The following is a 24765-nucleotide window of genomic DNA, read 5'->3' as shown; positions in this document are numbered from 1 at the left end:
CGCGGTCTGGACAATATTGGTCAGCGTCTCGGGGGTCAGGTCATTGAAGGATTGCGGCACAAGCATGTCATTGTCCTATTTTCGATCTTAGCGGGTAAGAAATCACGATGGAGATCATCCTTGATCTTCGCTGGCGACTAGCGGCCTAACTCCGTATATTTCCATAGCGAAGGCATCCATCTCGCGGTCGCTTCGAGCTTGTCGCTGCGCCATGAGATACTCGGCGTCCGCGCCGACCACATAGCGAGGCTCAGGATCGGGGTGACGGTAAGCCACAACGATGCTCTCGGCGACTTGCGCCGCAGTGCTCATCTGCGACCAGTCCGCGCCCTCCGACAAGGAGATGAAGTTCTTGTAAAGGTCGCCGTAAAGGTGAAGCGCGGGTTGCGGCAGATCGTGCAACTCTTGCTTTACCGCGCCAAGCATCCTCTGAACCATCTTGGTATTGATCCCGCCAGGCTCGACGAGCACCACTTTTACTCCGAACATGCTTCCCTCCAGGCGCATGACGTCCGCGATCGCTTCAAGCGCGAATTTGGACGCCTGATAGACTCCCACAAAGGGTAGAGTGATCCTGCCACTTACGGAACTCACCAACACCAAGCGTCCGCGCTGTCGCCGGAGGGCGGGCATGCAGGCTTGATAAACCGCGAGGCACGCCAAGGCGTTCGTCTCCAGTGCGGCTCGTGCGGTAGCCAGAGGCACCGTCTCGAGCGGCCCGTGGCCGCCGGCGGCGGCGCACAGGATGACGCCGGCGATCTCGGAGTTGGCAACTATGTCGCTCAAGGTCTCGAATACGTTCTCCGCGCTTCCGAGGTCCATGGGGAAAATCTTCTGGAGCCCGGGCAACCTTGCCATGATTGCGGTACACTGCTCCGCGTTGCGCGCGGTTGCAATTACAGCCTCTCCGGCTTCCAAAAGGCGCTGGGCAACCTCGAAGCCAACGTCACTGTTAACGCCAATCAATATTACAGGATTTGTCATGCCGGCTCCGACAGAGTATATTGCCTGGGTTATTGGAGAATTTAAGGCGGATAGATCTACATTACGTTGGATATCACTGCTATTTCTATAGCGGCAAAATGGAAATCGCTCGCCAAGCCGAGCTTTTTGATCGTCGCTGAAATTGCCTGCACCGCGAGCGGCATACCCTGCAGCTTCGCCGTCTTGCGCTGAACCGCAACGACGGTCTCACTTCTCTGGCTAACGCTGTCATTCTCGACCGGGGAAGCATCTGCAACCGCGCCGGGCACGCTCTGCGCATGTTCGCCGACGGCAGCAACGCTCCAACGAAAGCCGCTAAAGATCCGCGCTTTCTCACTCTAGCCTCCCACTTCAATTTAACACTGGGATAAGGGCGCTTTTGCAACCAGCGGTGCGGAGCCGCCATAATTCGCGTTCTAAGCGTCATTCTCCGCTCCGACGGAGCCTTGGCGTTGGTGCGGGGCTGACGCAATCGTGAAACTTTGACACTCTTAGGGCTTTGTCAAACGGGTAGAATCAAGCTGTTGATGAGAAGCGATACCTGGCGGACCCTCATCAATCGGCCAAACAACCCTGTGGATACCTGCGGCTCTTGGCACCCACAGGGGGCGCGCAGATGAGCCGATGATGGCAGCACTATAAGAAGGGAATCTGCCCACGTGCCGGTTTGCATGGGCGCGTGTTGAGTGCTACCTCCTTGATCAGGAGAGGGTGAGCTTATGCCCATTGTAGCGTCAATTTGGACAATGTCTGTGCAACGTCGCGGGGTCTTTCGATGATTTCGCCGGTGCTAGATGTTCCACCATGCCCGTTTACCCCCCAGACGAGCGGCGCCTCACCGCGTGGACAAATCGGGGCGCAGCATCAACGGCGTCGGCTTATCTTGGCAACGGCGAGGCGCTTGATCGCCGAAGGTGGTGATTCCTCGCTGACAGTGCAGCGTCTGGCGCAAGAATGCGACACTTCCCGTCAAAACATACATAACCTCGTTGGAACGAAAAAAGATATCATTGCGATGTCCTTAGTGGATTTCAATGATCAGATTTTGCTTCATGCAGCGGAACTGGGCCAAGGCGATAATCCGTTGTCCCGCTTTTTAAGCACTTGTCGTAAGCTAACAGAGATATATCCGGATTATGTCGCGGCGGCAGAGCGGATTATGTTTTCGGACTATGATCTCTATCGAAAACTTGTCAAAAAGAGTGCGAGACATTTCTTCCCACTTCTGAGAACAAATTTTGGAGTGTCAGAAGTCAAAAAGGAGCACTGGGAGGTCAGTTACCAGCTTTTGTCGGTTCTGAACAATCCCGTAAGAGATTGGATGGAAGGCGGGTGCTCCATCGACGAGATGTTCGATAGTTGGATGTTCAATGTAGATATTATCATGTTAGGTGCATCAACGAAATTCAGGAAAGATCGCGGATAGCATCTGTCCTGTTGCAGGCGTTGACGCAACCGGCGACGATGAGCTGCGCAGGGCGAGCGTCGTTGGGCCGCACGCGGATTGTGTTCGTGGAAAGGCTCGGAGAATCAGATTCGGCGGCTGATCCTCGCTGCTGATCAAGGCAGGATCCGCATGAACTTTATGGCGACCTTCCCGACCGCACCGCTTATTCTCCAGATGCGCAGGAACATCGCTTAATCGATCACGCGGTTGGCCAGGGCCCACGGTTCCACGGCGCCGCAGTCGAACGCATCGATCCTCGCCTGGGAATACGCCACGGAACGGGCGGAGGTGGCCGAATCGACACCTCCTTGTACGACGTCTGTAGCAGGTGGAGACTTCTGTGCGATAGCAGATGCGGATGATTTGCGGTGCCGCCCGTCTCGCGTCGCTGCATTCGAACATGATATCAGGAGCGCCGACCAATGCTCGGCTTGAACAGAGACGCGAACACAAGCCGGACGTTTCGCACCAGGTGTCTGATTTGGCAGGGCACGCTGCGGGGCGCAGGACTGGTGTAGTGCTAACCCTGCTTTGGCGGAGACGTCTTTTTTGGGATTGAATTAATCGGCTGGCGCGGAGATAGGTGCCGGTATCAGCCGAAGTTTGGGCCATGTATCGTCCGGCCTGTCTGGGATTTCTATAGCCGACGGTCGAGTGGATGCGCCGCCGATTATAACAGTGTTCGATATAGGCGAAGAGATCCATGCGGGCCTTTTCGCGTGTCGTCTATCTGCGCTGGTGGACAAGTTCGACCCGAGGGTGTCGAAGAAGCGTTCGGGAGGAAATGGAAATGGCCGAAACAATCACGCCCTTCACAGTGGCGATTCCGGAGGCGCAACTGGAGGACCTTCGCCGCCGCCTCTCGTCAGCGCGCTGGCCCGCTGCGGAAACGGTCAGCGACTGGAGTCAAGGCGTTCCGCTCGCGGCGATGCAGGATTTGTGCCGCTATTGGGCAGAGGTATATGACTGGCGTCGGTGCGAAGCGACGCTCAACACATTCCCCCAATTCATCACCGAAATTGACGACCTGGCGATCCACTTCATCCATGTGCGCAGTGAACAGCGCGGCGCACTGCCGCTTGTGCTAACTCATGGTTGGCCGGGATCTGTGCTCGAATTCCTGAAAGTGGTTGGGCCATTGACGGATCCAGCCAGCCATGGCGCGCCCGAGGCACCAGCCTTCCATGTCGTAATTCCCTCACTGCCCGGCTATGGGTTTTCCGGAAAGCCGAGTGATCGAGGCTGGGGCGTCGAGAAGATCGCTGAGGCGTGGGTCACCATCATGCTTCGACTTGGCTATGATCGCTTCTTTGCACAGGGAGGCGATTTTGGCGCAGCCGTAACGACCGCGATCCCCAATGCAGCGCCGCTGAACTGCCTGGGCATTCATCTCAACATGCCGATCGCGCCTCCCCAGGAAAGCGACCTCGCCGACCTGACGGCGGCGGAAGCCAGCGCGATCGAGCGAATGCAGTATTATTGGGAGCACGAGTCCGGATATCAGAAGATTCAAAGTACCCGCCCGCAAACTGTTGGCTATGCGCTGGCGGACTCGCCTATCGGCCAAGCGGCCTGGATTTATGAGAAATTTGAAGAATTTACGGGCCATGACGGAATGCCTGGAGACGTCCTTACCCGCGATGAGTTGCTGGACGTCATCACTCACTATTGGCTCACCAATAGTGGAGCATCATCAGCGCGCTTATATTGGGAAAGCGCTCGCGCATTTGAACCGAAGCGGCTTGACCTGCCGGTGGGGGTAAGCTTGTTCGCCAAGGAAGTGATGCGCACGTCCCGCCGCTGGGCAGAGCGCAGCTATCCGGACCTCGTCCACTGGAACGAACTGCCGGTTGGCGGCCATTTCGCTGCTTTCGAACAACCAGCACTTTTCACGGATGAGTTGAGAGCGTGCTTTGGAGCCATGGCGGCCGCGATGGGTGGGCCTGAAGCAGGCAGTGCGTAGGCGCGCCCTGTCATGTCTTCGCTGGGCGCTGCGAACCCTAGCCGCTCTTAGCCATGAGGGGCGTCTTCCAAAAAACCAAGGACCATGTGAAATGGCCGGGATATAGCCTGTCTGCATTTGGCAGGCGGCTTGTTTGACAAAGCGCGTTGAGTGTCAAAGCTGCGCAATTGCATCAGTTCGCTCTCAACTCCAATGTTTCGTCAAACCAAAAAACAAATTTGCAGCGGTGATCAGGTCGGGCTCTGCTCCGCTAGAGAGCTCCTGGAAAATACGGGAGCGAGTTCGATAAGACTATCCGGGGTTGAGGAACGTTATGGCGTATACACATGTTTTCAAACCGATAAAAATCGGCAACCTCGAGATCAAGAACCGGACTTTCCGGCCCGCGCACGCGATGGGGCTAGGTCGGGGCACGATGAATGATGCCGTAATCGCCTACCACGAAGCGCGGGCACGCGGTGGTGTGGGGCTTGTCATCAATGAAATAGGATCGGTCCATCCTACCACCCTGGGATTCATGGACATCTTCGATCCAACGATCGAAGATGCCATGCGGAAGTTCGTCGACCGGATAAAACCTCATGGGACCAGAGTTTTTCAGCAGCTTTGGCACGGAGGCAACTACGCCGGTTTTGACGGGATTGTTCCTTGGAGTGCATCTGACGCGCCGAACATCGTGAAACGGGTAGTTCCGCTTCGCATGACCAAGGCAATGATCGACGAGATCGTCGGCTCGTACGCCGAATGTGCGCATCGCATGGAACGATATGGTCTCGATGGCGTGGATGTGCACTGCGCGCATGGCTACTTGCCGCATCAGTTTCTTTCGCCGCTCACCAACCGGCGAGACGATGAATATGGCGGCAGCTTCGAAAACCGGGCGCGCTTCACAATCGAGGTGCTGAAGGCCATCCGGAGCGCCGTTTCACCGAACTTCGTGGTGGGTGTTCGCGTGGGCACGGATCTTGCGCCGGGCGGGATTGGACTGGATGATACCATCCGCATCACCCGTATGCTGGAAGATCAGAACCTCATAGATTATGTCAACGTGTCGGTGGGTGATTACGTCCGCAACGACAAAATGATCGGCGGCATGAATGAGCCGGTGGGCTATGAAATGCCGACCAGTATTCCAATCACTCATGCCACCAGACTGCCAGCGCTTGTCACTGGGCGCTTCAGGACATTGGAAGAGATCGACCAGGTCATTCGCGCCGGTGATGCCGATATGGTGGGTCTTGTCAGGGCCATGATTGCCGATCCGGATCTCGTCGTCAAAAGCCAGGCGGGCGAGACCGCACGCGTGCGTCCCTGTATCGCCTGCAACCAGGCCTGTGTTGCAAATATGCTCAACGGACTGGCAGCCGAGTGCACGGTGAATCCGGGCGCCGGCCATGAGCTCGAGCGGGGCGATCATCTGCTGGAACCAGCGCCGGAGGCGCGCACGGTCCTGATCGTCGGTGGCGGCCCCGCGGGGCTTGAAGCCGCGCGGGTGGCTGCAATACGCGGACACAAGGTCATCCTGGCGGAGGCCAGTCCCCAGCTCGGCGGTTCGATCCGAGCGGCGGCGAAAGCCCCCACTCGGCACCAGTTGATCGACATCGTCACCTGGCTCGAGGAGGAGGTTTACCGCCTGGGCGTCGATGTCAGACTGAGCACATATCTGGATGCTGACGGCGTGCTCGAGATAGGCGCAGACGCTGTGATCATCGCGACGGGCGCCATGGAGCGGATGGATGGAATCCAGATTGCTCACGCCGGGGAGCCGATTAGGAACATGGCCCGGGCCGGAGTGATCTCATCGACCGAATTGTTCATGGCCACGCCGTCCAACCTCGGCAGCAGCGCGGTCGTGATCGACGATGCCGGACACTTCGAAGGCCTTGGCTCCGCAGAGTTTCTGATCAACCATGGCCTTGAGGTTGCTTATGTCACGCCGCTGCCGGAACTCGCTCCAGACGCTCGCAAGACGCACATGGTCGATCCCTACCTTCAGCGGATGCAGGGTAAGCCGTTTCGGCACCTTGTCCGTACGCGCGGCATCTCGATTGAGGACGGGGAAGTCGTCGTCGGGCCGGCACACTTATTCGGTACCGAGGCAGACAGTTTCAGGCTTCCCGCCGATACTGTGGTTGTAGTTTCTCATAATAGACCGAACCGAGAAGTTTATGATGAACTGGCGGGAAAATGCGAGAAGCTGCTCATCGTCGGTGACGCTAACTCTCCCCGCTATCTGCAGACAGCTATTCGCGAGGGACATATTGCGGGGGCGGCGGCCTGATTGCGGGAAAGTGGCCTATGATCACGGAGTTCATCACCACTCGCGGCATCCTGCTGGGGGACGCTTTGAGTCGTGGTCTTCGTAGACTTAGTCTGGAAGTTATTGCATTCTAGAGCGAAACCCTTGATCTTCGCCCAACGCGGCCAGGCTCCTTTCCAAACTCGGTGCATAGCTCCTTGTAAAGAGGTGTATACCCCGTCGCATGCGTCATCGGGAAAAGGCCGCCGCCATATTGCGCGGCCCGCCTCGCCGTGGCCTTGACACCCCCGCCTACAAAAATCTTTGGCCCATGGGGCGATGCCGGTGGCGGGGTTACGCGACCACGGCGTCCATCGAACTCGAACGGACGCCCATCGAATGTGCAGCGCAACACCTCCAGCGTCTGTTCGATCAGGAGCCCGCGATCATTAGAGGACACACCGTACATCTCGAACTCGGATGGAACCCAACCGCCGATAATAATCACTTCGAGCCGGCCATCACAGATGTTGTCGAGCGTGCACAGATCCTCTGCCAGCCTGACCGGATCGTAAAAGGGGGCGATGATCGTCGGGCAGATCCGCATCTTCCTGGTGCAAGCGGCAAAGGAGGCACCAAGCAGGACCGGCGAGGGAAGATAGCCACAGTCGGAGCCATGATGCTCGGCCATCTCGATGATATCGAAACCCTTGTCGTCGGCCCAGGCCGCCTGCTCAAGAGCAACGGCAATAAGGCCAGCCTTGCGCATGCCTGTGGGCGAGCTCACCAATGTCAAAATTTATTATTATCAATCCGCTGATCCAGACGAATGGATTTGGGTCCTCGACAAGATCCGTGTTCGGAATCGGTGCCACAGCGAGGGCAGCTTTGCTTGGATAACTACTGGTCGGTTTGCATTTGACAAGAGGCCTGCTTGACAGATCGCGCTAAGTGTCAAAGTTGAGGGATTGCATTAGCCCGGTCGTGCGTTTCAAGCACGGAAGCGTTCAGGACATTCCCGTCTCGATCGCAGCCTTCTCCACGGAGATGCCCGTCTCCCCGGTTTCGGGATAGAGTTGCCTGGCTGCGGCGAGTAGACCGGGATCAAGACCGTCAGATATTCAGCATAGTGAGAATCTTGGATGATTACAGCAGATAGGGAGTTCGAGCGGATCGTACGGATGGAAGGCGGGCATAATTTTCGCGATATTGGCGGTTATCCGGCCATGGATGGTCGCCATGTCGCTCGTGGTCTCGTCTTCCGCTCCGGCACAATGTCCGAACTGAGTGATCGCGACCATGCCATATTGGACGGGTTGGGTCTCAGGCTGATCTGCGATCTGCGTTCGAACAGCGAGCGCAGCCGAAGGCCCTCTCGACTACCCGAAGCCGCCAAGTACGAAATCTGGTCGCGCGATCACCAGATGAGCGATGGGGATGTGACCGAAGCGATCCGCAAATCCGACGCGACGCCCAGCACCGTACGCGGCATGGTGATCGAGTCCTATCGGATGCTGGCCTATGAGCAGAGACCCTCTTACCGTGAGCTTTTCTTACGCATCGCGCATGGTCCGCTGCCACTGGTCTTTCATTGCGCAGCGGGTAAGGACCGAACAGGCATCGCGGCAGCTCTGTTGCTCGAACTGCTCGGCGTGGAGCGCGTGCAGGTGGTCGCCGACTACGTGCTTACTGATCAGTTTTTCACGCGCGGATGCGAACTGGTAGCAAAGGATCCCTTTGGTAAGCACTTCACTGGGGTTGATCCAGATATTTGGGAGCCAATGATGCGCGCGGACCCGGCCTACTTGGCTGCCATGTTCGAAACGCTCGAGGAGCGTCACGGCTCGACCGAAGGGTTTGTGCGCGATGAGCTTGGCCTGAGTGACAGGGATGTAGCCGCAATTCGTGATCGTCTGCTTGTCTGATCCGTGTGGCTGTCGCCGGCGCACCGGGCGGTCCTGACTTGGCAGATTATATGCAGGATAAAAGTGCCGCGTGCGGCCGGCATTAAGTCGTGATCTCATAGCGCTGGCTCAATGAAGGTAGTGAGAAGCAATAGAGAGGAGTGCATCGGCGTGAACCAAGAGAAAAGAGCGCCCAGCGCTGAGCAGAGCCTCCACCGGAAAGTGCCAGCCACGTGCAAAGTCTGCAGCGCCGCATGCGGAACGATGCTCACACTCGATGACAATGGGCGCATTGTTTCAATAGCGCCGGACCGTGAGAACCCGCTGACTGAAGGCTACGCCTGTTTCAAGGGACTGCAAACGGATCTTTATTCGGGTCCGGATCGCCTGCTACACCCGTTGAAGCGTCTTCCAGATGGTTCGTTCCAGCAGATCGGCGCCGAACAGGCACTGGATGAGATCGCCGAGAAAGTCCGCGAACTTCTAGATAGCGACGGGCCTTCAGCAATCGCCGCTTATACCGGGACCGGCGTTACAGCGAACATTCTGAGCCAACGGATCATGAATTCATGGCTGGACGCGATCGGTTCCCATTTGCTGTTTACCAGCATGACGATTGACCAGCCAGCCAAGTGGGTGACGCCGTTCCGATTGGGGGCCTGGAGCGCGGGAAAGCACCGCCTTCCGGATTCGGACGTTTTCCTTATTGGGGGTTCTAACCCGGTTACCAGCCATCTTCTCTATTTTGGGCTTTTCGTTAATCCTATAGCCGAGCTGAAAGCCGCCAAGGAACGCGGCATGAAGTTGATCGTAATTGATCCCCGACGTTCAGAGACAAGCCACTACGCCGACATCCTTTTGCAGCCTTATCCCGGCGAGGATCCCACCGTGGTTTCAGGCCTTATCCGGATTATTCTGGAAGAAGGCTGGGAAGACAAGGCGTTCTGCGCACAGTATGCGGACGGGCTCGACGCGCTTCGGAGAGGGGTCGATCCGTTCACGCCCGACTATGTTGAGAAGCGCGCTGGTGTGCCTGCAGACCAGTTGCGCGCTGCAGCGAGAATGTTTTCACAGGACGTTCGACGTGGCGCCGCCTATACCGGAACCGGGCCGAATATGGCGTCGCATGCCAATCTGGCGGAGCATCTCTATGAATGCCTGAACGTCATCTGCGGCCGTTACTACCGGGAAGGAGAGCCCATCATCAATCCCGGCGTGCTCGTGCCCCGACAGGTCATGCGCGCCGAGGTCGTGCCCCCCTCACGGCCCTGGGAGACAGGGAAGAAGAGCCGTGTCCACAATGCCGGCATGATCTTCGGAGAAATGATGTCGCCGGTTCTGCCTGACGAGATTCTGACTCCAGGCCCTGGCAATATCAAGTCTCTCTTCGTCCTTGGTGGCAACCCGGCCAATGCTTTTCCCGACACATATAAAGTGATCGAAGCGCTCAAGGCGCTCGAACTTCTTGTCGTGGTTGATCCCCACTTCACCACAACCGCCCAATTTGCTCACTATGTCTTACCACCCACTATCAATTACGAATATCCAACGATTCCCGATTATGAGGTCGTGAGATTTTTTCAGCCATTCTCCCAGTTTTCGGCTGGCCCTGCCAAGCCCCCTGCCGGTGCCGCGGTCATGGACGAACATTATATTTTCTGGGCGCTTACGAAGCGGCTGGGAAAGCAAATGCATTTTGCTGGTGTGCCTTTGAACATGGAAGAGGCGCCGACCGTTGACGATATGCTCGACATCCTTACTCGAGACGCACAGGTTCCCTTGTCGGAGGTCAAGAAATATCCGCACGGGCATATATTCGAGGTGGAACCACAATTCGTCGAGCCTGGAACCAATGACTCTCGCTTCGCGGTTTTCCCGGACGATGTCGCCGCCGAAATAGCCGAAGTCGCGACTGAACGGTTCGACAACGCAGGGCTGAAGGTAGATCATGGTATCGCATTCACGCACCGGCTGACTTGCCGCCGGATGCGCAACGTCATGAATTCCGTGACCTATCTTCCTGCTACGCGCAAACGGCACCCGTTCAATGCCGCCTTCATGCATCCTGACGACCTTGCGGCACTGGATGTCCCCTCTGGCGGCGAGATCGAGATCACGTCCGCTCACGGCAGCATCACGGGCATTGCCATGCCCGACGAGCGACTGAGGCCGGGGGCGGTTTCAATGAGTCACGGTTTTGGTGGGCTACCGGGTGACGGTACATCACCCCATCGCGGTGGCTCCAACGTTGGGCTGCTTATCAGCCTCGAGCAAAACCTGGATACGATCACCTTCATGCCACGTATGTCGGCCATTCCTGTGAACGTGCGCAAGAAAGGACTGTAGCCCCGCTACCTTCAGCCGTATCTGATCGGATCGAGCAGCTTGCCCATACCTGTCACCGCGAGTGCGGAGAGCACCTCGCCGCCGGATATTCTCGATTATAGGTCTATGAAGAGAACTGGAGAAAGTGGGGAGGCATTGCTCTGCGCTATAAGTATCGCTTGTATTCCATAAAATATTATCGAGATAACAGACGGGAGCTCTTGGCCAAGATTATTCAGTTGGGCAACCGGTGTTGTTGGCAGTCAATGTCTTCAAGAAATTCCTAGACGGCGCGAACATGCGCTGGTCGGGCTCCTCGTTTAAGGCACAGACAAGCGAGATCGGGACGCGGGCAAGATTGCGAGCATGGACCTCGCAGGGATCATTGCCACGACTGACAAGGCGAAGATCATCGCCGCAGAAGCTGGCTGCTTCATCTACACGTCGCTGAGTGCAAAGCTCATCGAGCTCGTGCGGCCTCTTGCAGGACCAGCTTTTCCAGCGTTAGATCGGATATCGCTCGGCGAAGCTGCTGATTTTCTCTCTCCAAGTCCTCCAGGCGCCTTACCTGATGGGCGTTTAGGTCGGCGTGTTCAGTCTCAACGGGTTGCGACGAGGGAGACAACACCGCCCGCAACGCTACTTCGAATCCCGAGGCGATAATTCTAGGATCGCTGTCTGGATGGGTGCTCGCATGAAGTGCTAAGGCTCGGGTCATAACGAGCAGCGTCTCGACACGTCCGTCAATGTCCTGCTCGGCAAAGCCATCAAATACTGGCTCCACAATTTTCCGGATCGCGTTGCGAAATCTGCTGTCAACGCGTGCAACCAGTTCGGCAACTCTAGGATTGCGCGCCGCCTCGGCTAGAACTTCTTGTGAGAGTGCTGCGCGATCATAGTCAAGAAGCCAGGGAACATCATTCAGATATCGGTTTATGAGTGCATCGATATCAAGGTTCTGTAATTCGTTCGAGTGCGTGACGTGGAGCATGAATTCTTCAAAATCCCGCTCAACGAGTGCGATCATGATCGCTTCTTTGCTCTCGAAGATCTTATAGAGGTGCCCCACGCTTATCGAGGCCTCAGCGCAAATTCGGCTAATGCTTGCCCCGTGGAATCCATCAACAATGACGCATGCACGTGCCGCATCGAGAATCTGAGTTTGACGAGATTTGGCGCGCTCTGCCCGTCGCGAACTCGCTGCTGATGATTGGACCATAGTACCTTCTTTGCCGCAATCTGTGAGTTTCAAGAAACAGGCAGCTCTTATCGAATCGCCCATAAAATGGAACCTGTAAAGAGATAGTGAGGGGTCGCTCGCATTGTTGACGGGCATAGAGTCCGTGCGATTTCTGTCTGCAGATCGCGTTGCGCTGATCGTGAGATGCGCTTCCCTTCCGGTCTCGGCGGCGAGCATGGGGCCGAAGGGCTGGCATCAGAATCGGGCCGTCGCGCGGCTGACGTCGATGCCTCGTTCAGCCAGCAGCTCTGCTTGAAGTTCGCCAAGCGGAGCTGCTACTTCGCGTACATCAGGACGACGAGGTGGATCGCCCCGGCGAACGCGCCGATCAGCCTCATAGGCAGTTGGAACGACACATCGCCAACCTTACGCCGGAGGCAGAAGCGCTTTACAGGAATCTTCATCGTCAGTTTCATAAGCTGATGACAGCAGCCTACCACGAGGCCTATTCACCGCCTGAACGGATCGGAGAGGTGATCGTCGATGCTCTGGATGCCTCCCGACCCAAGCCTCGTTATCTGCCCGGCGCGGATGCCGAACAATTCTACGCCTATGGCCAGCAGTCTGTCCGACAAGAAACTTGATGCCATCTTCGCTCGGACATTCTCCGAGTCCACCAATTGACAAAAGCCGCTGCGGAGCGAACGCGGGGCGTTGAGGCTCCCCGGTTTCGTGTTCGGGCATCTCAGCAAATAATCTGTGAAGTAGTGACGAGAGCCATATAGATTTCGGATAACGGATTTTAATTTGTTAGGAGTAGTTATGAACCTGATTGAAAATAGCATGCATGTTTATCCTCCCCAGGATGAGCTGCCGCACGCTCCCGGTACACACGAACATTGGCAGGAAAGCTTCGTTCTTTTCTTCGGCGACCTGAAGCAGGGGGTGGGTGGCTATCTTCGTGTCGGTCACGAGCCTAACTTTGATGGTGGGACGGCCGCGATCTGGACCAACATCTGGTCGCCAGCCGGAACGTTTCACAAGGCCGTCGATATGCCTTTGCGACCTGAAGATCGCCTCCAAAATGGCTTTGGCTGCGGTGACGATAGCTTGCGCTACGAATATGATGGGCAGATCAGGTGGACGGTCAAGGAAGAGGATCTGCACGCGGTTCTGACGGTGGTCGAAGATGGCCCCGCCATCGACGGCTATGCCAAGGGTGAAGGCAAGCATCTGGGCGAGTTTGTGACCCACCATGTCGATACTGGCGTGCGGGTGCGCGGCACCGTCACGGTGAAAGGGACGAGATATGAGGTCGATGGCTACGGCATTCGCGACCATGGCTGGGGCATCAGAAATTGGGAGGACTTGCGTGCGCTTCGCTGGACCGTCGCGGCGTTCGATACCCATAATCATTTCGTAGCGGTGAGCTTCCTGCTGGCGGATGAATCGTTCACGAGCTTCGGGTGGGTGGTCCGCGACGATCAGGCGATCCGGACGAAGAATGTCGATATCAAAGCCTTCATCAATTCCGATGGTTCGACCAACCGCGGTGGCATATCGCGGCTGACGCTTGAGACCGGCGAGGTTCTGGAGGCTAGTTTCGAGCCCATCTTCCCCAGCATGGGTAGCTGGATTCACGGGATCATGTGCTTCGACACGGCTTGCGTTGTACGTTGGGGAGACCGGGTCGGTGTGGGGTGCTTCGAAACCTACAACAATCAGCAAGGTGGAACGACGCGGGCGACTGTGTTCGATCGTGCAACGGTCGCCGATGGCTGGCATCCAGGGGTCAAGACCCTGAACTTCGCATAGGAGCCGGGCGATACCATGGCACCCAAGGATCGTGCACTCCTGCTTAGCGTCAGACGCGCAATCGTTGATCTGGCGTCGGCGGTTTCACAGGAAGAGCACAAGGCGGTACTCCGTACTGTCGATGTATCGCTGAACGAACTGGTGTTGCGCCAGGATGATAGCTTTTACCTGAGATATTATCGGGATGGCGTCGCTTTGATTCGAGACGGCGTGGCTCTTGGCCTGGGCGAGGCCAGCCTGGTAGATAAATTGCCGGAACTGGATTCGAGTGTGAGTAACCAGATCCTTGGGAAACATACAGAGGAGGTGACGGGCATCCTGACCTCCTTCCTTGAGATGGTGTCCTCACCGGATCAGGCCTCCATGGCGGCCTATTTCAAGCGTGTCATGGATTGGGAATTGAGCTTGTATCGCCACTGGACGGGCGTCTCCGAGCTTCGCCCCTCCAGTGGTGTCAGCTCGGGACTGACCCGCGATACGCTGCAGTCCTATTTGCGCCAGAGGTTTCCCGACGAACCATCCCTTGAAGTGACGAATTTCACGCGGCTGTTCGGGGGCTTTTCCAAGCTCACTGTCATGTTCTCCACCAACGTGACGCTGCTTGGCGGCAATGAGTTCGTTATCCGGGCGGAACAGGCATCGATTATTGCCCATCCGGGTGGATCGTCGGAAAATGAATATGCGGTAATGCGCTATGCCTATGAGCAAGGTGTTCGCATTCCCGAGCCCTTATGGGTCGAACTGGATAGCGCGAAACTGGGCGCGCGTTTTGTGGTATCGAGGCGAGCGAAGGGCGCAGTCTTCGGAACGACGGTCGGTGCTTCAGCGCAGCTGGACGAGGCGGTCCTACAGGACTTGGCGCGTGAACTCGTGAAGATTCACACGATCGCGATTGACCGCAACAATCCGCTTGTTCGAACGTCGCATTTGGCGGATTGGGCCGCGCTACCAACTCTGCGCGACACCGTGCTGTACAAGCTGGAATACTGGAAAGAAATTCTAGAATCATCTCCGCACAGCCCTTCGCCTATGATTGCCAGATGCTTTAACTGGCTTGCGGCGAACGTTCCCGAATGCGATGACGATCTATCACTCATTCATGGTGATTATGGCCTGCACAATATCCTGATCGATGATTCGCGGGTCACTGCCGTGCTCGACTGGGAGGTGACCCACTTAGGCGATCGGGCTCAGGATGTCATTTGGCTGATCATTTGCCTTACCGGAGCCGCGTCCTATGAAGAAGTCCTGGAATTTTACTACAGGGCAGGCGGGAAGCCCATTTCAAAAGATCGGCTCGATTTTTACGATGTATATATGAGTTTCAATCTGCTGATCGTATGTAATATTGCGCTGGCGAGGCTTGATCAGACAAGCGAAAATCCAGCTCTTGCCGAGATTGGTTTGCGGGTGATCCACACCTTCGCCCAAAGGGTGAAGGCGCAGATCGGATAACAGCGAGCATCAGTCCATTTTGGCGCGCCGAGTTGCGAGATCGGCCGGACATGAGGGAAGTTGCAGAGCCTTTAGCGAGTGTTCCGGCTGATACCGCATTGACCACCAAAGATGTTGGGTGGCTTTGCTGCTTAATGGAGGAAAGACATTGGTTCATACCAGCGTCTTTGCCTTCCTGGCGTCCGATGCGGCCAGCTTCGTGACAGGAGCGGCGCTGCCCATGGATGGTGGCCTAACAGCGCAATAGTATCAAGGTGTCTGCCATGCCACCGATCGTCTTGGTAGGAAAGTGAGACAGGACATGTCGACAAAATATGCAGTAAAGGTCATGTGCCTGCTCAGGAGAAAGCCTGGGCTCTCGCTCGAGGAATTCATCGAATATTATGAGAACAAGCATGTCCCGCTGATCTTGCGGATCTTGCCCTACCAGGCCGATTACCGGCGCAACTATGTGCAACCGGGCAGCGAGATAGCGACTATGGACGGTCGGCCTGCCGACTATGACGTCATCACGGAAGCCTCATTTGCCACCCAGGAGGACTTCGATAAGTTCTGCGTAGAAGCGGCAAAGCCGCAGATACGCGAAATTATCGTTGCCGATGAAGCCAAATTCATCGATCGCGACAACCTGCGTTTTTTCGTTGTCGACGAATTTAACAGCGTCATCTCTGATAAGAGGGCGTCTGTGGCGACGGTGCTGTGAAAGGCGCTCGCGGCGCGGAATTCGCTGGATTGCCCGCTTGGTAGTGCAGTCCGCGGCCTCGGCGCTAAGCTGCACATCAATCGCGCTCGTCGCGGCCATTGACCGCTCGATCTCCGGTCATTCCCGTCGCTGCTGATCCCATTTTTGCGCGCAACTTCACAAGGAGCGAGTACGACGAATTAGCCGGAGTCGGGGGATCTTTCGTTGCTGCGGAACGTGGGTGCCCGCTGATCGTTGCTCTGCGGTTCACTCCAGACGGTGATGGAGAATAACCAAATTGCATCCTCCACGCTCTTCTCGATTCGAATGGCGGCTGCCGGAGTGCCTCAAACTGGCTGCGGGGCTGCTGCTGGTCCCGCTGCTGTTGTCAGCAGCGAAGCCCGCTTCGGGCGACGACGGGCAGTGGACGATGCCCGCCAAAAATTATGCAAGCACGCGGTTCAGCGGCCTTGCCCAGATCAATCGCGCCAACGTCGGTGGGCTTCAGGTTGCCTTCACCTTTTCGACGGGCATTGCAAAAGGCCATGAGGCTGCGCCGCTCGTCGTCGGCAACATGATGTACATCGTCACCCCCTTTCCCAACTACCTCTACGCGCTCGATCTCTCCAAACCCGGAGCGCCCGCCAAGTGGGTCTACAAGCCCAAGCCGGTGGCGGCTGCCCAGGGGGTCGCCTGCTGCGATGTCGTCAACCGGGGCGCGGCCTATTCTGATGGACGCATCTACTATGTGACCCTCGACAACAATGCGGTGGCGATCGATGCGAACAGCGGTCGCGAGATCTGGAAGGTCAGCCTCGGAGACATCAACAAGGGCCAGACGATGACGATGGCGCCGATTGTCGCAGACGGCAAGGTGCTGGTCGGGAACTCCGGCGGCGAGATGGGCGTGCGGGGGTGGCTGACGGCGCTCGACGCCGGCTCCGGCAAAATCGCTTGGCGCGCCTACAGCACCGGGCCAGACAAGGACGTGCTGATCGGCCCCAGCTTCAAGCCGCATTATGCCATGGATCGCGGCACCGACCTTGGCGTCAAGACCTGGCCGCCCAATGCCTGGAAGATCGGCGGCGGCACGACATGGGGCTGGATCTCCTATGATCCCGAGCTGAAGATGATCTATTATGGCACCGGCAACCCGGGGCCGTGGAATCCCGACCAGCGGCCTGGCGACAACAAATGGACAGCCGGCATGTTCGCCCGCGACGTGTCGACCGGTCAGGCGCGCTGGTTCTACCAGTTCAGTCCGCACGACCTGTTCGATCACGACGCGATCAACGAATCCATCCTGCTGGATCTGCCGATACGCGGCCGTATGCGGCGCGTGCTGGTACGGCCCGAACGCAACGGCTATATGTACATCATCGATCGCGTTACTGGCGAAGTCCTGTCGGCGGATCAATATGGGCCGGTGAATGGCTATCTTGGGGTCGACCTCAAGACCGGGCGCCTGAAGCCGAACCCCGACAAGACGCCGAAACAGGGCAAGGTCGTGCGCGGCATCTGCCCGGCGCCGCCCGGCAGCAAGGATTGGAATCCGTCCGCCTGGTCGCCGAGGACGCGCCTTCTGTACGTTCCGCACATCAATCTCTGTATGGATTTCGGGGCGGTCGAGGCGAACTATATCGCCGGCACGCCGTATGTCGGGGCCGACGTGAAGATGTATGTCGGGCCTGGTGGAAACCGAGGGGTATTCACCGCATGGGATCCGGTCCGGCGCCGTGCGGCATGGGAGGTCAAGGAAGAGCTGCCGCTGTGGAGCGGCGCGCTCGCGACCGCGGGAGACTTGGTCTTCTACGGAACCATGGACGGATGGTTCAAGGCCGTCGACGCGATCAACGGCAAGCTGCTGTGGAGGTTCAAGACCGGTTCCGGCATCATAGGCCAACCGATCAGCTATCGGGGGCCCGATGGCCGCCAATATATCGCGGTCCTGTCCGGTGTCGGTGGCTGGGCCGGTGCGATCGTCTCCGGCGGGCTCGATGCGCGCGATCCCACCGCAGCGCTGGGTTTCGTCAACGCGGTCCGCGATCTGCCATCCAAGACCACAGCGGGAGGCGAGCTCTATGTCTTTGCGCTGCCCCGTTGAGCTGATCGCGCTGCCCCTGCTGCTGCTGGCGGCAGGGTGCGATCGCGAGGCGCGCGACAGCCGGGGGAGCCCGTTGCCTGAAACCGCGGGCACCCCGATCGAGACGACAGCGCTTTATGCTGGCGCGACAACGCCGTCGGCAGCCGATCCGCGCGCGAAGGAATATGAAAGCAACGCCTTTCACCTCAGCGAGGGGTCGCGCCTGTTCCGCTGGATGAACTGCAGCGGCTGCCACGCGCACGGCGGCGGCGGTATGGGACCGCCGCTGATGGATGACCAGTGGCGCTATGGCGGCCGGATGGAACAGATCGTCGCCACGATCATGCAAGGGCGTCCCAACGGCATGCCCTCTTTTCGCGGCAAGCTGACCGAGACGCAGGTGTGGGAACTGGCGGCCTATGTGCGCTCGCTTTCAGGTCAGGCGCGCAAGGACGCCGTATCGAGCCGCGCCGACGAAATGAGCAATACCGAGCCTGCCACGCTGCAGGAGCGCGAGCCGGTCCGTCCTTCCGATCCGGCGAGCGTCGCCGGCACCAGCCAGTGACTTCGGCGCCGCGAGCAGCGTTCGTCGCGCTGCTGCCGCTGGCAGGGTGTAGCGGGGTGCAATCGGCGATGGGCGGGGACGGCGCGCATGGTGCAGGATTCGTTTCGCTGTTCACGATCTTTCTTGTCGTCACGGCCTTTTTCTACCTGCTCGTGATCGGCGCGCTGATCGCGGCGACGGTGCGCGGGCGGCGCTCGGCACGCGATGGAAAGTCGGCCGGAGAGGGCGACGAACCGGCCATGCGGCGAGCGCTCTATGCCTGGGTTGGGCTGACCGGCATGACCCTGATCGGACTGACCTTTGCAAGCTACTTCACCGATCGGGCGTGGGCGGCGCTGGGCGCGGGCGAGCAGCCGCTGGTCATCGATGTGACTGCGAACCAGTGGTGGTGGGACGTGCAATATCAGGGCGCTGCGCCCAGCGAGCGTCTGCGCACCGCGAACGAGCTGCACCTGCCTGCCGGCCGGCCGGCCATAATCAACCTCAAGTCAAACGACGTCATCCACAGTCTGTGGATCCCCAACCTCGCAGGCAAGCAGGACCTTATTCCAGGCCGCGATGTCGACTTGGCTCTGCTACCGCGCAGGGTCGGTCAGTTCCGCAGCCAATGCGCAGAGTTTTGCGGAGCGCAGCATGCGCATATGGCGCTCGACGTTACGGTTGAAAGCCCGGCCGCCTTTGCGGCGTGGCGGCAGCATCAGCTTGCGCCCGCCGCGGAGCCGCGGACGCCCCTCGCCGTCGCTGGCCAGGTCTATTTTACCACGCGCCAATGCTCGATGTGTCATTCCATCGCAGGCACCACCGCATCGGCTCAGGTTGCGCCAGATCTTACCCACTTCGCCAGCCGCCGCTCCATCGCCGCGGGCACGCTGCCGATGCGGCGCGGGAACCTCTATGGCTGGCTTGCCGACCCGCAGGGCATAAAGCCTGGCAACCACATGCCGGTGCTCAGTCTCAGCCAGCACGACCTGGACTCGCTGGTCGCCTATCTTGAGACGCTGTCGTGACGCAGCACAGCCCCGGCTTGCCGCGCGATGGACGCGATCTGACGGGCAGCCAGCTCGACCAGCGCCTGCTGCGGACGTGGAGCCGCGAACCGGGCCTCATCGGTTGGCTCTCCACCGTCGACCACAAGGAGATAGGGCGCCGCTACATCGTCACCGCATTCATATTCTTTCTGCTGGCCGGCATCCTCGCCGCACTGATCCGTCTCCAGCTCGCAAGGCCCGAGAGCGGGCTGATCTCCGCCGATCGCTACAATCAGATCTTCACCATGCACGGGACGACGATGATGTTCCTGTTCGCGGTGCCGGTGATGGAGGCGATGGCGGTCTACCTGGTGCCGCTGATGCTCGGCACGCGCAACATCGCCTTTCCGCGTCTCAATGCGTTCAGCTATTATATTTACCTCGCCGGCGGCGTGATGCTGTGGGTCGCTTTCCTGCTCAACATCGGTCCTGATGTCGGCTGGTTCGCCTATGTGCCGCTGTCGGGTCCCGAATATTCGCCGGGCAAGCGGACCGACTTCTGGGCGCAGATGATCACTTTTACCGAGGTCGCGGCGCTCGCCGTCTCGGTCGAGCTGGTCGCGACGATCCTGAAACAGCGCGCACCCGGCATGCGGCTCGACCGCATTCCGTTGTTCGTCTGGGCGGTGCTCGTCACATCGCTGATGGTGATATTCTCGATGCCGTCGGTGACGCTCGCCTCGTCGATGCTGATCGCTGATCGGCTGGTCGGCACGCAATTCTATAATCCGGTCGAAGGCGGCGATGCGCTGCTGTGGCAGCATCTGTTCTGGTTCTTCGGCCATCCCGAGGTCTATATCATCTTTCTCCCGGCGGCTGGCTTCGTCAGCGAGATCACCGCCACCTTCTGCCAACGGCCGGTCTTCGCCTATCCTGCCATGGTGCTGGCGCTCGTCTCGATCAGCCTGCTCGCCTTCGGCCTGTGGGTCCACCACATGTTCGCGACCGGCCTGCCAAGAGTCGGCTACGCCTTTTACACGGCGGCGAGCATGACCGTGTCGATACCCGCGGGCGTACAGATATTCTGCTGGATCGCGACGATCTGGAGCGGCCGGCCGCGCTTCGCCGTGCCGATGCTTTACGTGCTTGCCTTTATCGTGACGTTTGTGATCGGCGGGCTCTCGGGAGTGATGGTCGCCAGTGTGCCTCTCGATCTCCAACTGCACGACAGTTATTTCGTGGTGGCGCATTTCCATTATGTCCTGATTGGCGGCGCGGTGTTTCCGCTCCTCGGAGCAGTGACCTACTGGTTCCCGAAAGCTACCGGCAGGATGATGTCGGAGCGCATCGGCAAGCTCGCCTTCGGGCTGCTGTTCGTGGGCTTCAATCTCACCTTCATGCCGATGCACTGGATGGGGCTGATGGGGATGCCGCGCCGGATCTACACCTATCCGGCAGGCATCGGCTGGGATGCGCTTAACATGCTATCCTCGCTCGGCGCCGTGGTGATCGCGTTGAGCCTGATCCTTTACCTCGCCAATATGCTCGTCTCGATGAAGCGCGGCCAGCTTTCGGGGTCCAACCCGTGGAAGGCCGCGGGTCTCGAATGGGCGACCTCATCGCCGCCACCTCCCTATAATTTCGCGCATCTGCCGGTGGTCTCCAGCCGGACGCCGCTGTGGGACGCGCGCGAAACGTTCCCGGTGGTGAGTGGGCTGCGCGTCGATGAGCGGGAGACGCTCCTGACCAGCGCGATCGATGCGGAGCCGGACCTGCGCGAACCGTCCCCCGAGCCAACGATCTGGCCGCTGCTCGCCGGCATCGCGACCACCATCATGTTCATCGCGTCGATTTTCACTCCGTGGGCCGTTGTATGGGGGGCGATCCCGGTCGCGGCGGCGCTGATCATCTGGTTCTGGCCGAAGAGCCATGAACCCGCGGAGGAGCCAGTGATCGAATGACGCCGCGCTTTACCCAGGATCTCGCCGAGCTGCCGACCCATGCCTATGGGCATCGGAGCCTCACCTGGTGGGGCATCGTCGCGTTCATGGTCATCGAGGGCGCCGGCTTCGCCATGGCGTTCGCTGCTTATTTTTTCCTGATGGCACATCAGCAAAGCTGGCCACCGGAGCCGGCGGTCCCACCGACGCCCTGGGTGGGCACCGCCTTCACAGTACTGCTCCTGCTGAGTGAGCTGCCCAACACCATGCTGAAACGGACTGCCGAGCATGAGGACATAGCCGGGGTGCGGCTGCTGCTTCCGCTGATGATGGTGATCGGCCTCGTGCTGCTGATCCTCCGCGCGTTCGAGTTCAACCAGCTGAATGTGCGCTGGACCGACAACGCCTATGGCTCGATCGTCTGGGCGCTGCTGTTGCTCCACACTACCCATATTCTGACCGACTGGATCGACACCGTCGTGCTCACCGCGCTGATGTTCACGCACCATGGGCCGACCGGCCGGCGCTTTGTCGATACCAGCGAAAACTCGCTCTACTGGCGTTTCGTGTGGATCGCCTGGTTGCCGATCTACCTCCTGCTCTACTGGGTGCCGCGATGGGTCTGAGCCCTGCCTTGCACCATGCGCGCGCTCACCTCCAGCCCTGGTCCGGGATGATCGGCGCTGGGCTGGGCTGGGTGCTCTCCGACCAGTTCGGATCGAACTTCACCTTCGATCATTGCGAAGCCGCACACCCGGTGTTGATGCTTGTGGTCGGTGCGATCGGCCTGGCGATCGCGGTGATCGGCGCCGTCTGGTCGCTTCCGGTCTGGCGTGATGAGCCACCATCGGGGCGTCGGTTCGTTGCCGCGCTCGGGGTCGGAATGGCGGCATTGTTCGCGGTGGCGATCATATTGCAGACCGTCGCCAGCCTGATCATTCCGCGGTGCTTCGGATGAAGCCGCTTGGCTCCCTGGCGCTGGCGCTGATGATCGCGCCGGCCATGGCTTCGGCCCACGACGGCGCCCATCCGATCGCGACCGGGGCCCCAGGGTGGACCAGCGATCCCGAGGTCCTGCTGCCCCTGCTGATAACGGCTCTGCTCTATGCTGTAGGGTTCGCCCGGCTGCGGGCTAGATCCATCGAAGGCAGGGCGGCGCACGCTCGCAATGGCGCGTGCTTTCTCGCCGGCTGGGCCGTGCTCGCGTTCGCCGTGGTGTCGCCGCTGCACGAAGGCGGGGAGCGAAGCTTCACCCTGCACATGATCGAGCATGAGCTGATCATGCTGGTCGCGGCGTTGCTGCTCGCTGTGTCGCGGCCGCTGGGGGTGATGCTGTGGGCGCTGTCTGTTTGGGGCCGGCAGGCGCTCGCCGGGGTAACGCGCACGACTTGGCTGAAGCCGCTCTGGCGCGCGCTGACGAACCCGATCGTGGCGACGGGGCTTCAGGCCGTCGCCATGATCGGCTGGCACATGCCCGCCTTGTTCGACCGGGCGTTGGACTATGATGGTTGGCATGTTGCACAGCACCTTTCGTTCCTCGTCACCGCATTGCTCTTCTGGTGGGCGATGACCCAGCGCCGCAGCCATGGCGGCTATATGCTATCGGCGTTGTGCCTGTTCGCGACCTCCCTAATCGGCGGAGCCCTGGGAGCGCTGATGACGTTTTCTTCCAGCCCCTGGTACGCGGGATATGCCGCAATGGGCATGACGCCGTTCGGCCTCAGCCCTGCCGAGGATCAGCAGCTTGCCGGGCTGATCATGTGGATACCAGGTGGAATGGTGCATGCCGGCGCGGCGCTCTGGCTGCTCGAAAAGGGGCTGCGCCGGAGAGTGAGCAGAGATGCGACGCTGGTACTCTAGCGCGGTCCTGCTGGGCTTCGCAGCCCTGCTGCTGATCGGGATAGCCGGCGGCTATTTGTACAATTATGCAAAAGCTCGTGCGCAGCTCGCCGAAAAAGCGTCGTTGCTGACGGGCGGAAACCCGGCTCACGGCAAGGCGCTCGTGGCCGCGTTTGGATGCGGGGCCTGCCACAGCATCCCCGGTGTCCCGCAGGCGGATGCGATGGTAGGTCCGCCGCTGAGCGGCATCGCCACCCGCGTGTACATCGCGGGCCGGCTCGAAAACCGCCCAGGCAATCTGATCCGCTGGATCGAAAACCCTCGGGCCATCGATCCGCAGACGGTGATGCCTCCGCTCGGCGTTCGTGAAGCGCAGGCGCGCGATATCGCCGCGTTCCTCTATACGCTCGATTGATGCGCGGCCTTGCGCTCCTGGCGGTGATGCTGGCGTTCCCGGCCCCCGCCGAAACCGTGTTCATCTCCAACGAGGTCAGCAACGTCGTTCATGTCATCGATGGCGTGTCGGGGCGAAGGATCACCGACATCGCGGTCGGGAAGCGGCCGCGTGGCATGGCCATGTCCCCCGATCACCGTACGCTCTATGTCGCTGCCAGCGATGACGATTGCATCGACATGATCGATGTCGCCACCCGCAAGGTGGTCGGCCGCATCATGTCCGGTCCCGATCCCGAGGCGTTCGCGGTCTCATCCGACGGGACGCAACTCTTCGTGTCCAACGAAGATGACGCCGCCGCTTCGTTCATAGACGTGGCGTCCCGTAAGGTGACCCGTGAAGTGGCTATAGGTGTCGAGCCCGAAGGCATGGCGGTCAGCCCGGACGGTTCCCTGGTGGTCGCCACCTCCGAAAGCAGCAGCATGGTGCATCTGATCGACAGGGCTAGTGGCCAGCTGCTCGACAATCTGCCTGTCGACACCCGGCCGCGATATGCCGCTTTCACGCCCGATGGAAAAACGCTCTGGGTTTCGTCCGAAGCGCGCGGCACCGTCACCCTGTTCGATGTCGCAACGCATCTGCGCAAGGGCTCAATCGACTTCGAAACGGCGGCGCTGGCGGATATCGTCCAGCCGGTCGGCATTGCCTTCACGCGCGACGGACGCCGTGCCTTCGTCGCTCTTGGCCGCGGCAACATTGTTGCAGAGGTCGATCCCGCATCGCTGAAGATCGTTCGCAGCTTCCAGGTGGGGCAACGTGCGTGGCAGATCGCGCCATCTCCCGATGACCGCCGGCTCTATGCGGCCAATGGGCTGAGCGGCGACCTGACCGAGATCGACCTGGTCGCCAATCGGCCGGCCCGGACCATCGCACTCGGGGGCAAACCATGGGGAGTGGTCGTGGCGCCATGAGGTGGTCAGGT

The 24765-nt window shown here is 59.3% G+C and carries 21 protein-coding genes and 2 pseudogenes; 18 read left to right on the top strand and 5 right to left on the bottom strand.

Annotation, left to right across the window (positions count from 1 at the left end; all coding sequences use genetic code 11):
- Positions 1–114: 114 nt before the first annotated feature.
- Both AAC645_RS09300 and AAC645_RS09295 read right to left on the bottom strand, forming a co-directional pair.
- Positions 115–984, bottom strand: coding sequence for an SDR family NAD(P)-dependent oxidoreductase (locus AAC645_RS09300; RefSeq protein WP_340315478.1), 870 nt, complete (start codon positions 982–984; stop codon positions 115–117).
- A gap of 56 nt (positions 985–1040) precedes the next feature.
- Positions 1041–1253, bottom strand: a complete 213-nt coding sequence (locus tag AAC645_RS09295) for a hypothetical protein (RefSeq protein ID WP_340315476.1) — start codon at positions 1251–1253, stop codon at positions 1041–1043.
- Between the two features lie 506 nt (positions 1254–1759).
- On the opposite strand from AAC645_RS09295, the gene AAC645_RS09290 reads away from it, so the two are divergent.
- Positions 1760–2410, top strand: a complete 651-nt coding sequence (locus AAC645_RS09290) for a TetR/AcrR family transcriptional regulator (RefSeq protein ID WP_340315474.1) — start codon at positions 1760–1762, stop codon at positions 2408–2410.
- 636 nt (positions 2411–3046) lie between these two features.
- Here AAC645_RS09290 and AAC645_RS20430 read toward each other — a convergent pair.
- Positions 3047–3213 (bottom strand): annotated as a pseudogene (locus AAC645_RS20430) (IS3 family transposase); the annotation flags it as partial.
- An 8-nt stretch (positions 3214–3221) separates the two neighbouring features.
- On the opposite strand from AAC645_RS20430, the gene AAC645_RS09285 reads away from it, so the two are divergent.
- Positions 3222–4394 carry an epoxide hydrolase family protein gene (locus AAC645_RS09285; RefSeq protein WP_340315472.1) on the top strand — a complete coding sequence of 391 codons (1173 nt, stop codon included), beginning with the start codon at positions 3222–3224 and terminating at the stop codon, positions 4392–4394.
- Positions 4395–4707: 313 nt separating this feature from the next.
- Complete coding sequence (locus AAC645_RS09280; RefSeq protein WP_340315470.1) at positions 4708–6675, top strand: oxidoreductase; 1968 nt, start codon at positions 4708–4710, stop codon at positions 6673–6675.
- Positions 6676–6784: 109 nt separating this feature from the next.
- Here AAC645_RS09280 and AAC645_RS09275 read toward each other — a convergent pair whose 3' ends face one another.
- The gene (locus AAC645_RS09275; RefSeq protein WP_340315469.1) at positions 6785–7420 is read right to left on the bottom strand and encodes an LLM class flavin-dependent oxidoreductase; all 636 of its coding nucleotides are present in this window, start codon (positions 7418–7420) and stop codon (positions 6785–6787) included.
- Positions 7421–7775: 355 nt separating this feature from the next.
- Between AAC645_RS09275 and AAC645_RS09270 the strand changes: the two genes are divergently transcribed.
- Positions 7776–8558, top strand: a complete 783-nt coding sequence (locus tag AAC645_RS09270; protein WP_340315467.1) for a tyrosine-protein phosphatase — start codon at positions 7776–7778, stop codon at positions 8556–8558.
- A gap of 111 nt (positions 8559–8669) precedes the next feature.
- The gene (locus AAC645_RS09265) at positions 8670–10883 is read left to right on the top strand and encodes a molybdopterin-containing oxidoreductase family protein (RefSeq protein ID WP_340315466.1); all 2214 of its coding nucleotides are present in this window, start codon (positions 8670–8672) and stop codon (positions 10881–10883) included.
- A 1006-nt stretch (positions 10884–11889) separates the two neighbouring features.
- Here the strand turns inward: AAC645_RS09265 and AAC645_RS09260 are convergent.
- Positions 11890–12081: pseudogene (locus AAC645_RS09260) on the bottom strand (TetR/AcrR family transcriptional regulator); the annotation flags it as partial.
- Positions 12082–12404: 323 nt separating this feature from the next.
- Between AAC645_RS09260 and AAC645_RS09255 the strand changes: the two are divergent.
- From AAC645_RS09255 to AAC645_RS09195, 13 genes are all read left to right on the top strand, one after another.
- The gene (locus AAC645_RS09255) at positions 12405–12686 is read left to right on the top strand and encodes a Rossmann-fold NAD(P)-binding domain-containing protein (protein WP_340315464.1); all 282 of its coding nucleotides are present in this window, start codon (positions 12405–12407) and stop codon (positions 12684–12686) included.
- A 178-nt stretch (positions 12687–12864) separates the two neighbouring features.
- A complete protein-coding gene (locus AAC645_RS09250) occupies positions 12865–13857 on the top strand; it encodes a DUF7065 domain-containing protein (protein WP_340315463.1) in 993 nt (330 codons plus the stop codon).
- A gap of 15 nt (positions 13858–13872) precedes the next feature.
- Entirely contained in the window at positions 13873–15312 is a 1440-nt protein-coding gene (locus tag AAC645_RS09245) for a phosphotransferase family protein (RefSeq protein ID WP_340315462.1), read from the top strand.
- A 301-nt stretch (positions 15313–15613) separates the two neighbouring features.
- Positions 15614–16015, top strand: coding sequence for an EthD domain-containing protein (locus AAC645_RS09240; protein ID WP_340315461.1), 402 nt, complete (start codon positions 15614–15616; stop codon positions 16013–16015).
- Positions 16016–16292: 277 nt separating this feature from the next.
- A complete protein-coding gene (locus tag AAC645_RS09235; RefSeq protein WP_340315460.1) occupies positions 16293–18098 on the top strand; it encodes a methanol/ethanol family PQQ-dependent dehydrogenase in 1806 nt (601 codons plus the stop codon).
- Positions 18076–18642 (top strand): c-type cytochrome, encoded by a 567-nt coding sequence (locus AAC645_RS09230; RefSeq protein WP_340315459.1) that lies wholly within the window; start codon positions 18076–18078, stop codon positions 18640–18642. Before AAC645_RS09235 ends, AAC645_RS09230 begins: the two co-directional genes overlap by 23 nt.
- Positions 18639–19649 (top strand): cytochrome c oxidase subunit II, encoded by a 1011-nt coding sequence (locus AAC645_RS09225; protein ID WP_340315458.1) that lies wholly within the window; start codon positions 18639–18641, stop codon positions 19647–19649. Before AAC645_RS09230 ends, AAC645_RS09225 begins: the two co-directional genes overlap by 4 nt.
- Positions 19646–21571: a cytochrome c oxidase subunit I gene (ctaD, locus tag AAC645_RS09220; RefSeq protein WP_340315457.1), complete on the top strand. Its 1926-nt coding sequence runs from the start codon at positions 19646–19648 to the stop codon at positions 21569–21571. Before AAC645_RS09225 ends, ctaD begins: the two co-directional genes overlap by 4 nt.
- Positions 21568–22176, top strand: a complete 609-nt coding sequence (locus tag AAC645_RS09215; protein WP_340315456.1) for a cytochrome c oxidase subunit 3 — start codon at positions 21568–21570, stop codon at positions 22174–22176. Before ctaD ends, AAC645_RS09215 begins: the two co-directional genes overlap by 4 nt.
- Positions 22167–22508 carry a hypothetical protein gene (locus AAC645_RS09210; protein ID WP_340315455.1) on the top strand — a complete coding sequence of 114 codons (342 nt, stop codon included), beginning with the start codon at positions 22167–22169 and terminating at the stop codon, positions 22506–22508. The genes AAC645_RS09215 and AAC645_RS09210 overlap by 10 nt, the downstream gene beginning before the upstream one ends.
- Positions 22505–23410 carry a cytochrome c oxidase assembly protein gene (locus tag AAC645_RS09205; protein ID WP_340315454.1) on the top strand — a complete coding sequence of 302 codons (906 nt, stop codon included), beginning with the start codon at positions 22505–22507 and terminating at the stop codon, positions 23408–23410. The genes AAC645_RS09210 and AAC645_RS09205 overlap by 4 nt, the downstream gene beginning before the upstream one ends.
- A complete protein-coding gene (locus tag AAC645_RS09200; protein WP_340315452.1) occupies positions 23391–23804 on the top strand; it encodes a c-type cytochrome in 414 nt (137 codons plus the stop codon). Before AAC645_RS09205 ends, AAC645_RS09200 begins: the two co-directional genes overlap by 20 nt.
- Entirely contained in the window at positions 23804–24754 is a 951-nt protein-coding gene (locus AAC645_RS09195) for a PQQ-dependent catabolism-associated beta-propeller protein (protein ID WP_340315450.1), read from the top strand. Before AAC645_RS09200 ends, AAC645_RS09195 begins: the two co-directional genes overlap by 1 nt.
- Positions 24755–24765: the final 11 nt, after the last annotated feature.

It is taken from the genome of Rhizorhabdus argentea (genome assembly GCF_037861105.1).
Taxonomy (GTDB): domain Bacteria; phylum Pseudomonadota; class Alphaproteobacteria; order Sphingomonadales; family Sphingomonadaceae; genus Rhizorhabdus; species Rhizorhabdus argentea.
Note: the sequence above shows the minus strand (reverse complement) of the source record. Positions and strands in the feature narration are given on the sequence as shown.

Excerpts from the sequence above, each read along its gene's own strand:
- AAC645_RS09195 (WP_340315450.1), top strand. The coding sequence starts at position 23,804 with ATGCGCGGCCTTGCGCTCCTGGCGGTGATGCTGGCGTTCCCGGCCCCC.
- AAC645_RS09285 (WP_340315472.1), top strand. The coding sequence starts at position 3,222 with ATGGCCGAAACAATCACGCCCTTCACAGTGGCGATTCCGGAGGCGCAA.
- AAC645_RS09205 (WP_340315454.1), top strand. The coding sequence starts at position 22,505 with ATGAAGCCGCTTGGCTCCCTGGCGCTGGCGCTGATGATCGCGCCGGCC.
- AAC645_RS09200 (WP_340315452.1), top strand. The coding sequence starts at position 23,391 with ATGCGACGCTGGTACTCTAGCGCGGTCCTGCTGGGCTTCGCAGCCCTG.
- AAC645_RS09300 (WP_340315478.1), bottom strand. The coding sequence starts at position 984 with ATGACAAATCCTGTAATATTGATTGGCGTTAACAGTGACGTTGGCTTC.
- AAC645_RS09230 (WP_340315459.1), top strand. The coding sequence starts at position 18,076 with ATGTCTTTGCGCTGCCCCGTTGAGCTGATCGCGCTGCCCCTGCTGCTG.
- AAC645_RS09270 (WP_340315467.1), top strand. The coding sequence starts at position 7,776 with ATGATTACAGCAGATAGGGAGTTCGAGCGGATCGTACGGATGGAAGGC.
- AAC645_RS09250 (WP_340315463.1), top strand. The coding sequence starts at position 12,865 with ATGAACCTGATTGAAAATAGCATGCATGTTTATCCTCCCCAGGATGAG.
- AAC645_RS09265 (WP_340315466.1), top strand. The coding sequence starts at position 8,670 with ATGAAGGTAGTGAGAAGCAATAGAGAGGAGTGCATCGGCGTGAACCAA.
- AAC645_RS09215 (WP_340315456.1), top strand. The coding sequence starts at position 21,568 with ATGACGCCGCGCTTTACCCAGGATCTCGCCGAGCTGCCGACCCATGCC.
- AAC645_RS09210 (WP_340315455.1), top strand. The coding sequence starts at position 22,167 with ATGGGTCTGAGCCCTGCCTTGCACCATGCGCGCGCTCACCTCCAGCCC.
- AAC645_RS09245 (WP_340315462.1), top strand. The coding sequence starts at position 13,873 with ATGGCACCCAAGGATCGTGCACTCCTGCTTAGCGTCAGACGCGCAATC.
- AAC645_RS09290 (WP_340315474.1), top strand. The coding sequence starts at position 1,760 with ATGATTTCGCCGGTGCTAGATGTTCCACCATGCCCGTTTACCCCCCAG.
- AAC645_RS09240 (WP_340315461.1), top strand. The coding sequence starts at position 15,614 with ATGTCGACAAAATATGCAGTAAAGGTCATGTGCCTGCTCAGGAGAAAG.
- AAC645_RS09280 (WP_340315470.1), top strand. The coding sequence starts at position 4,708 with ATGGCGTATACACATGTTTTCAAACCGATAAAAATCGGCAACCTCGAG.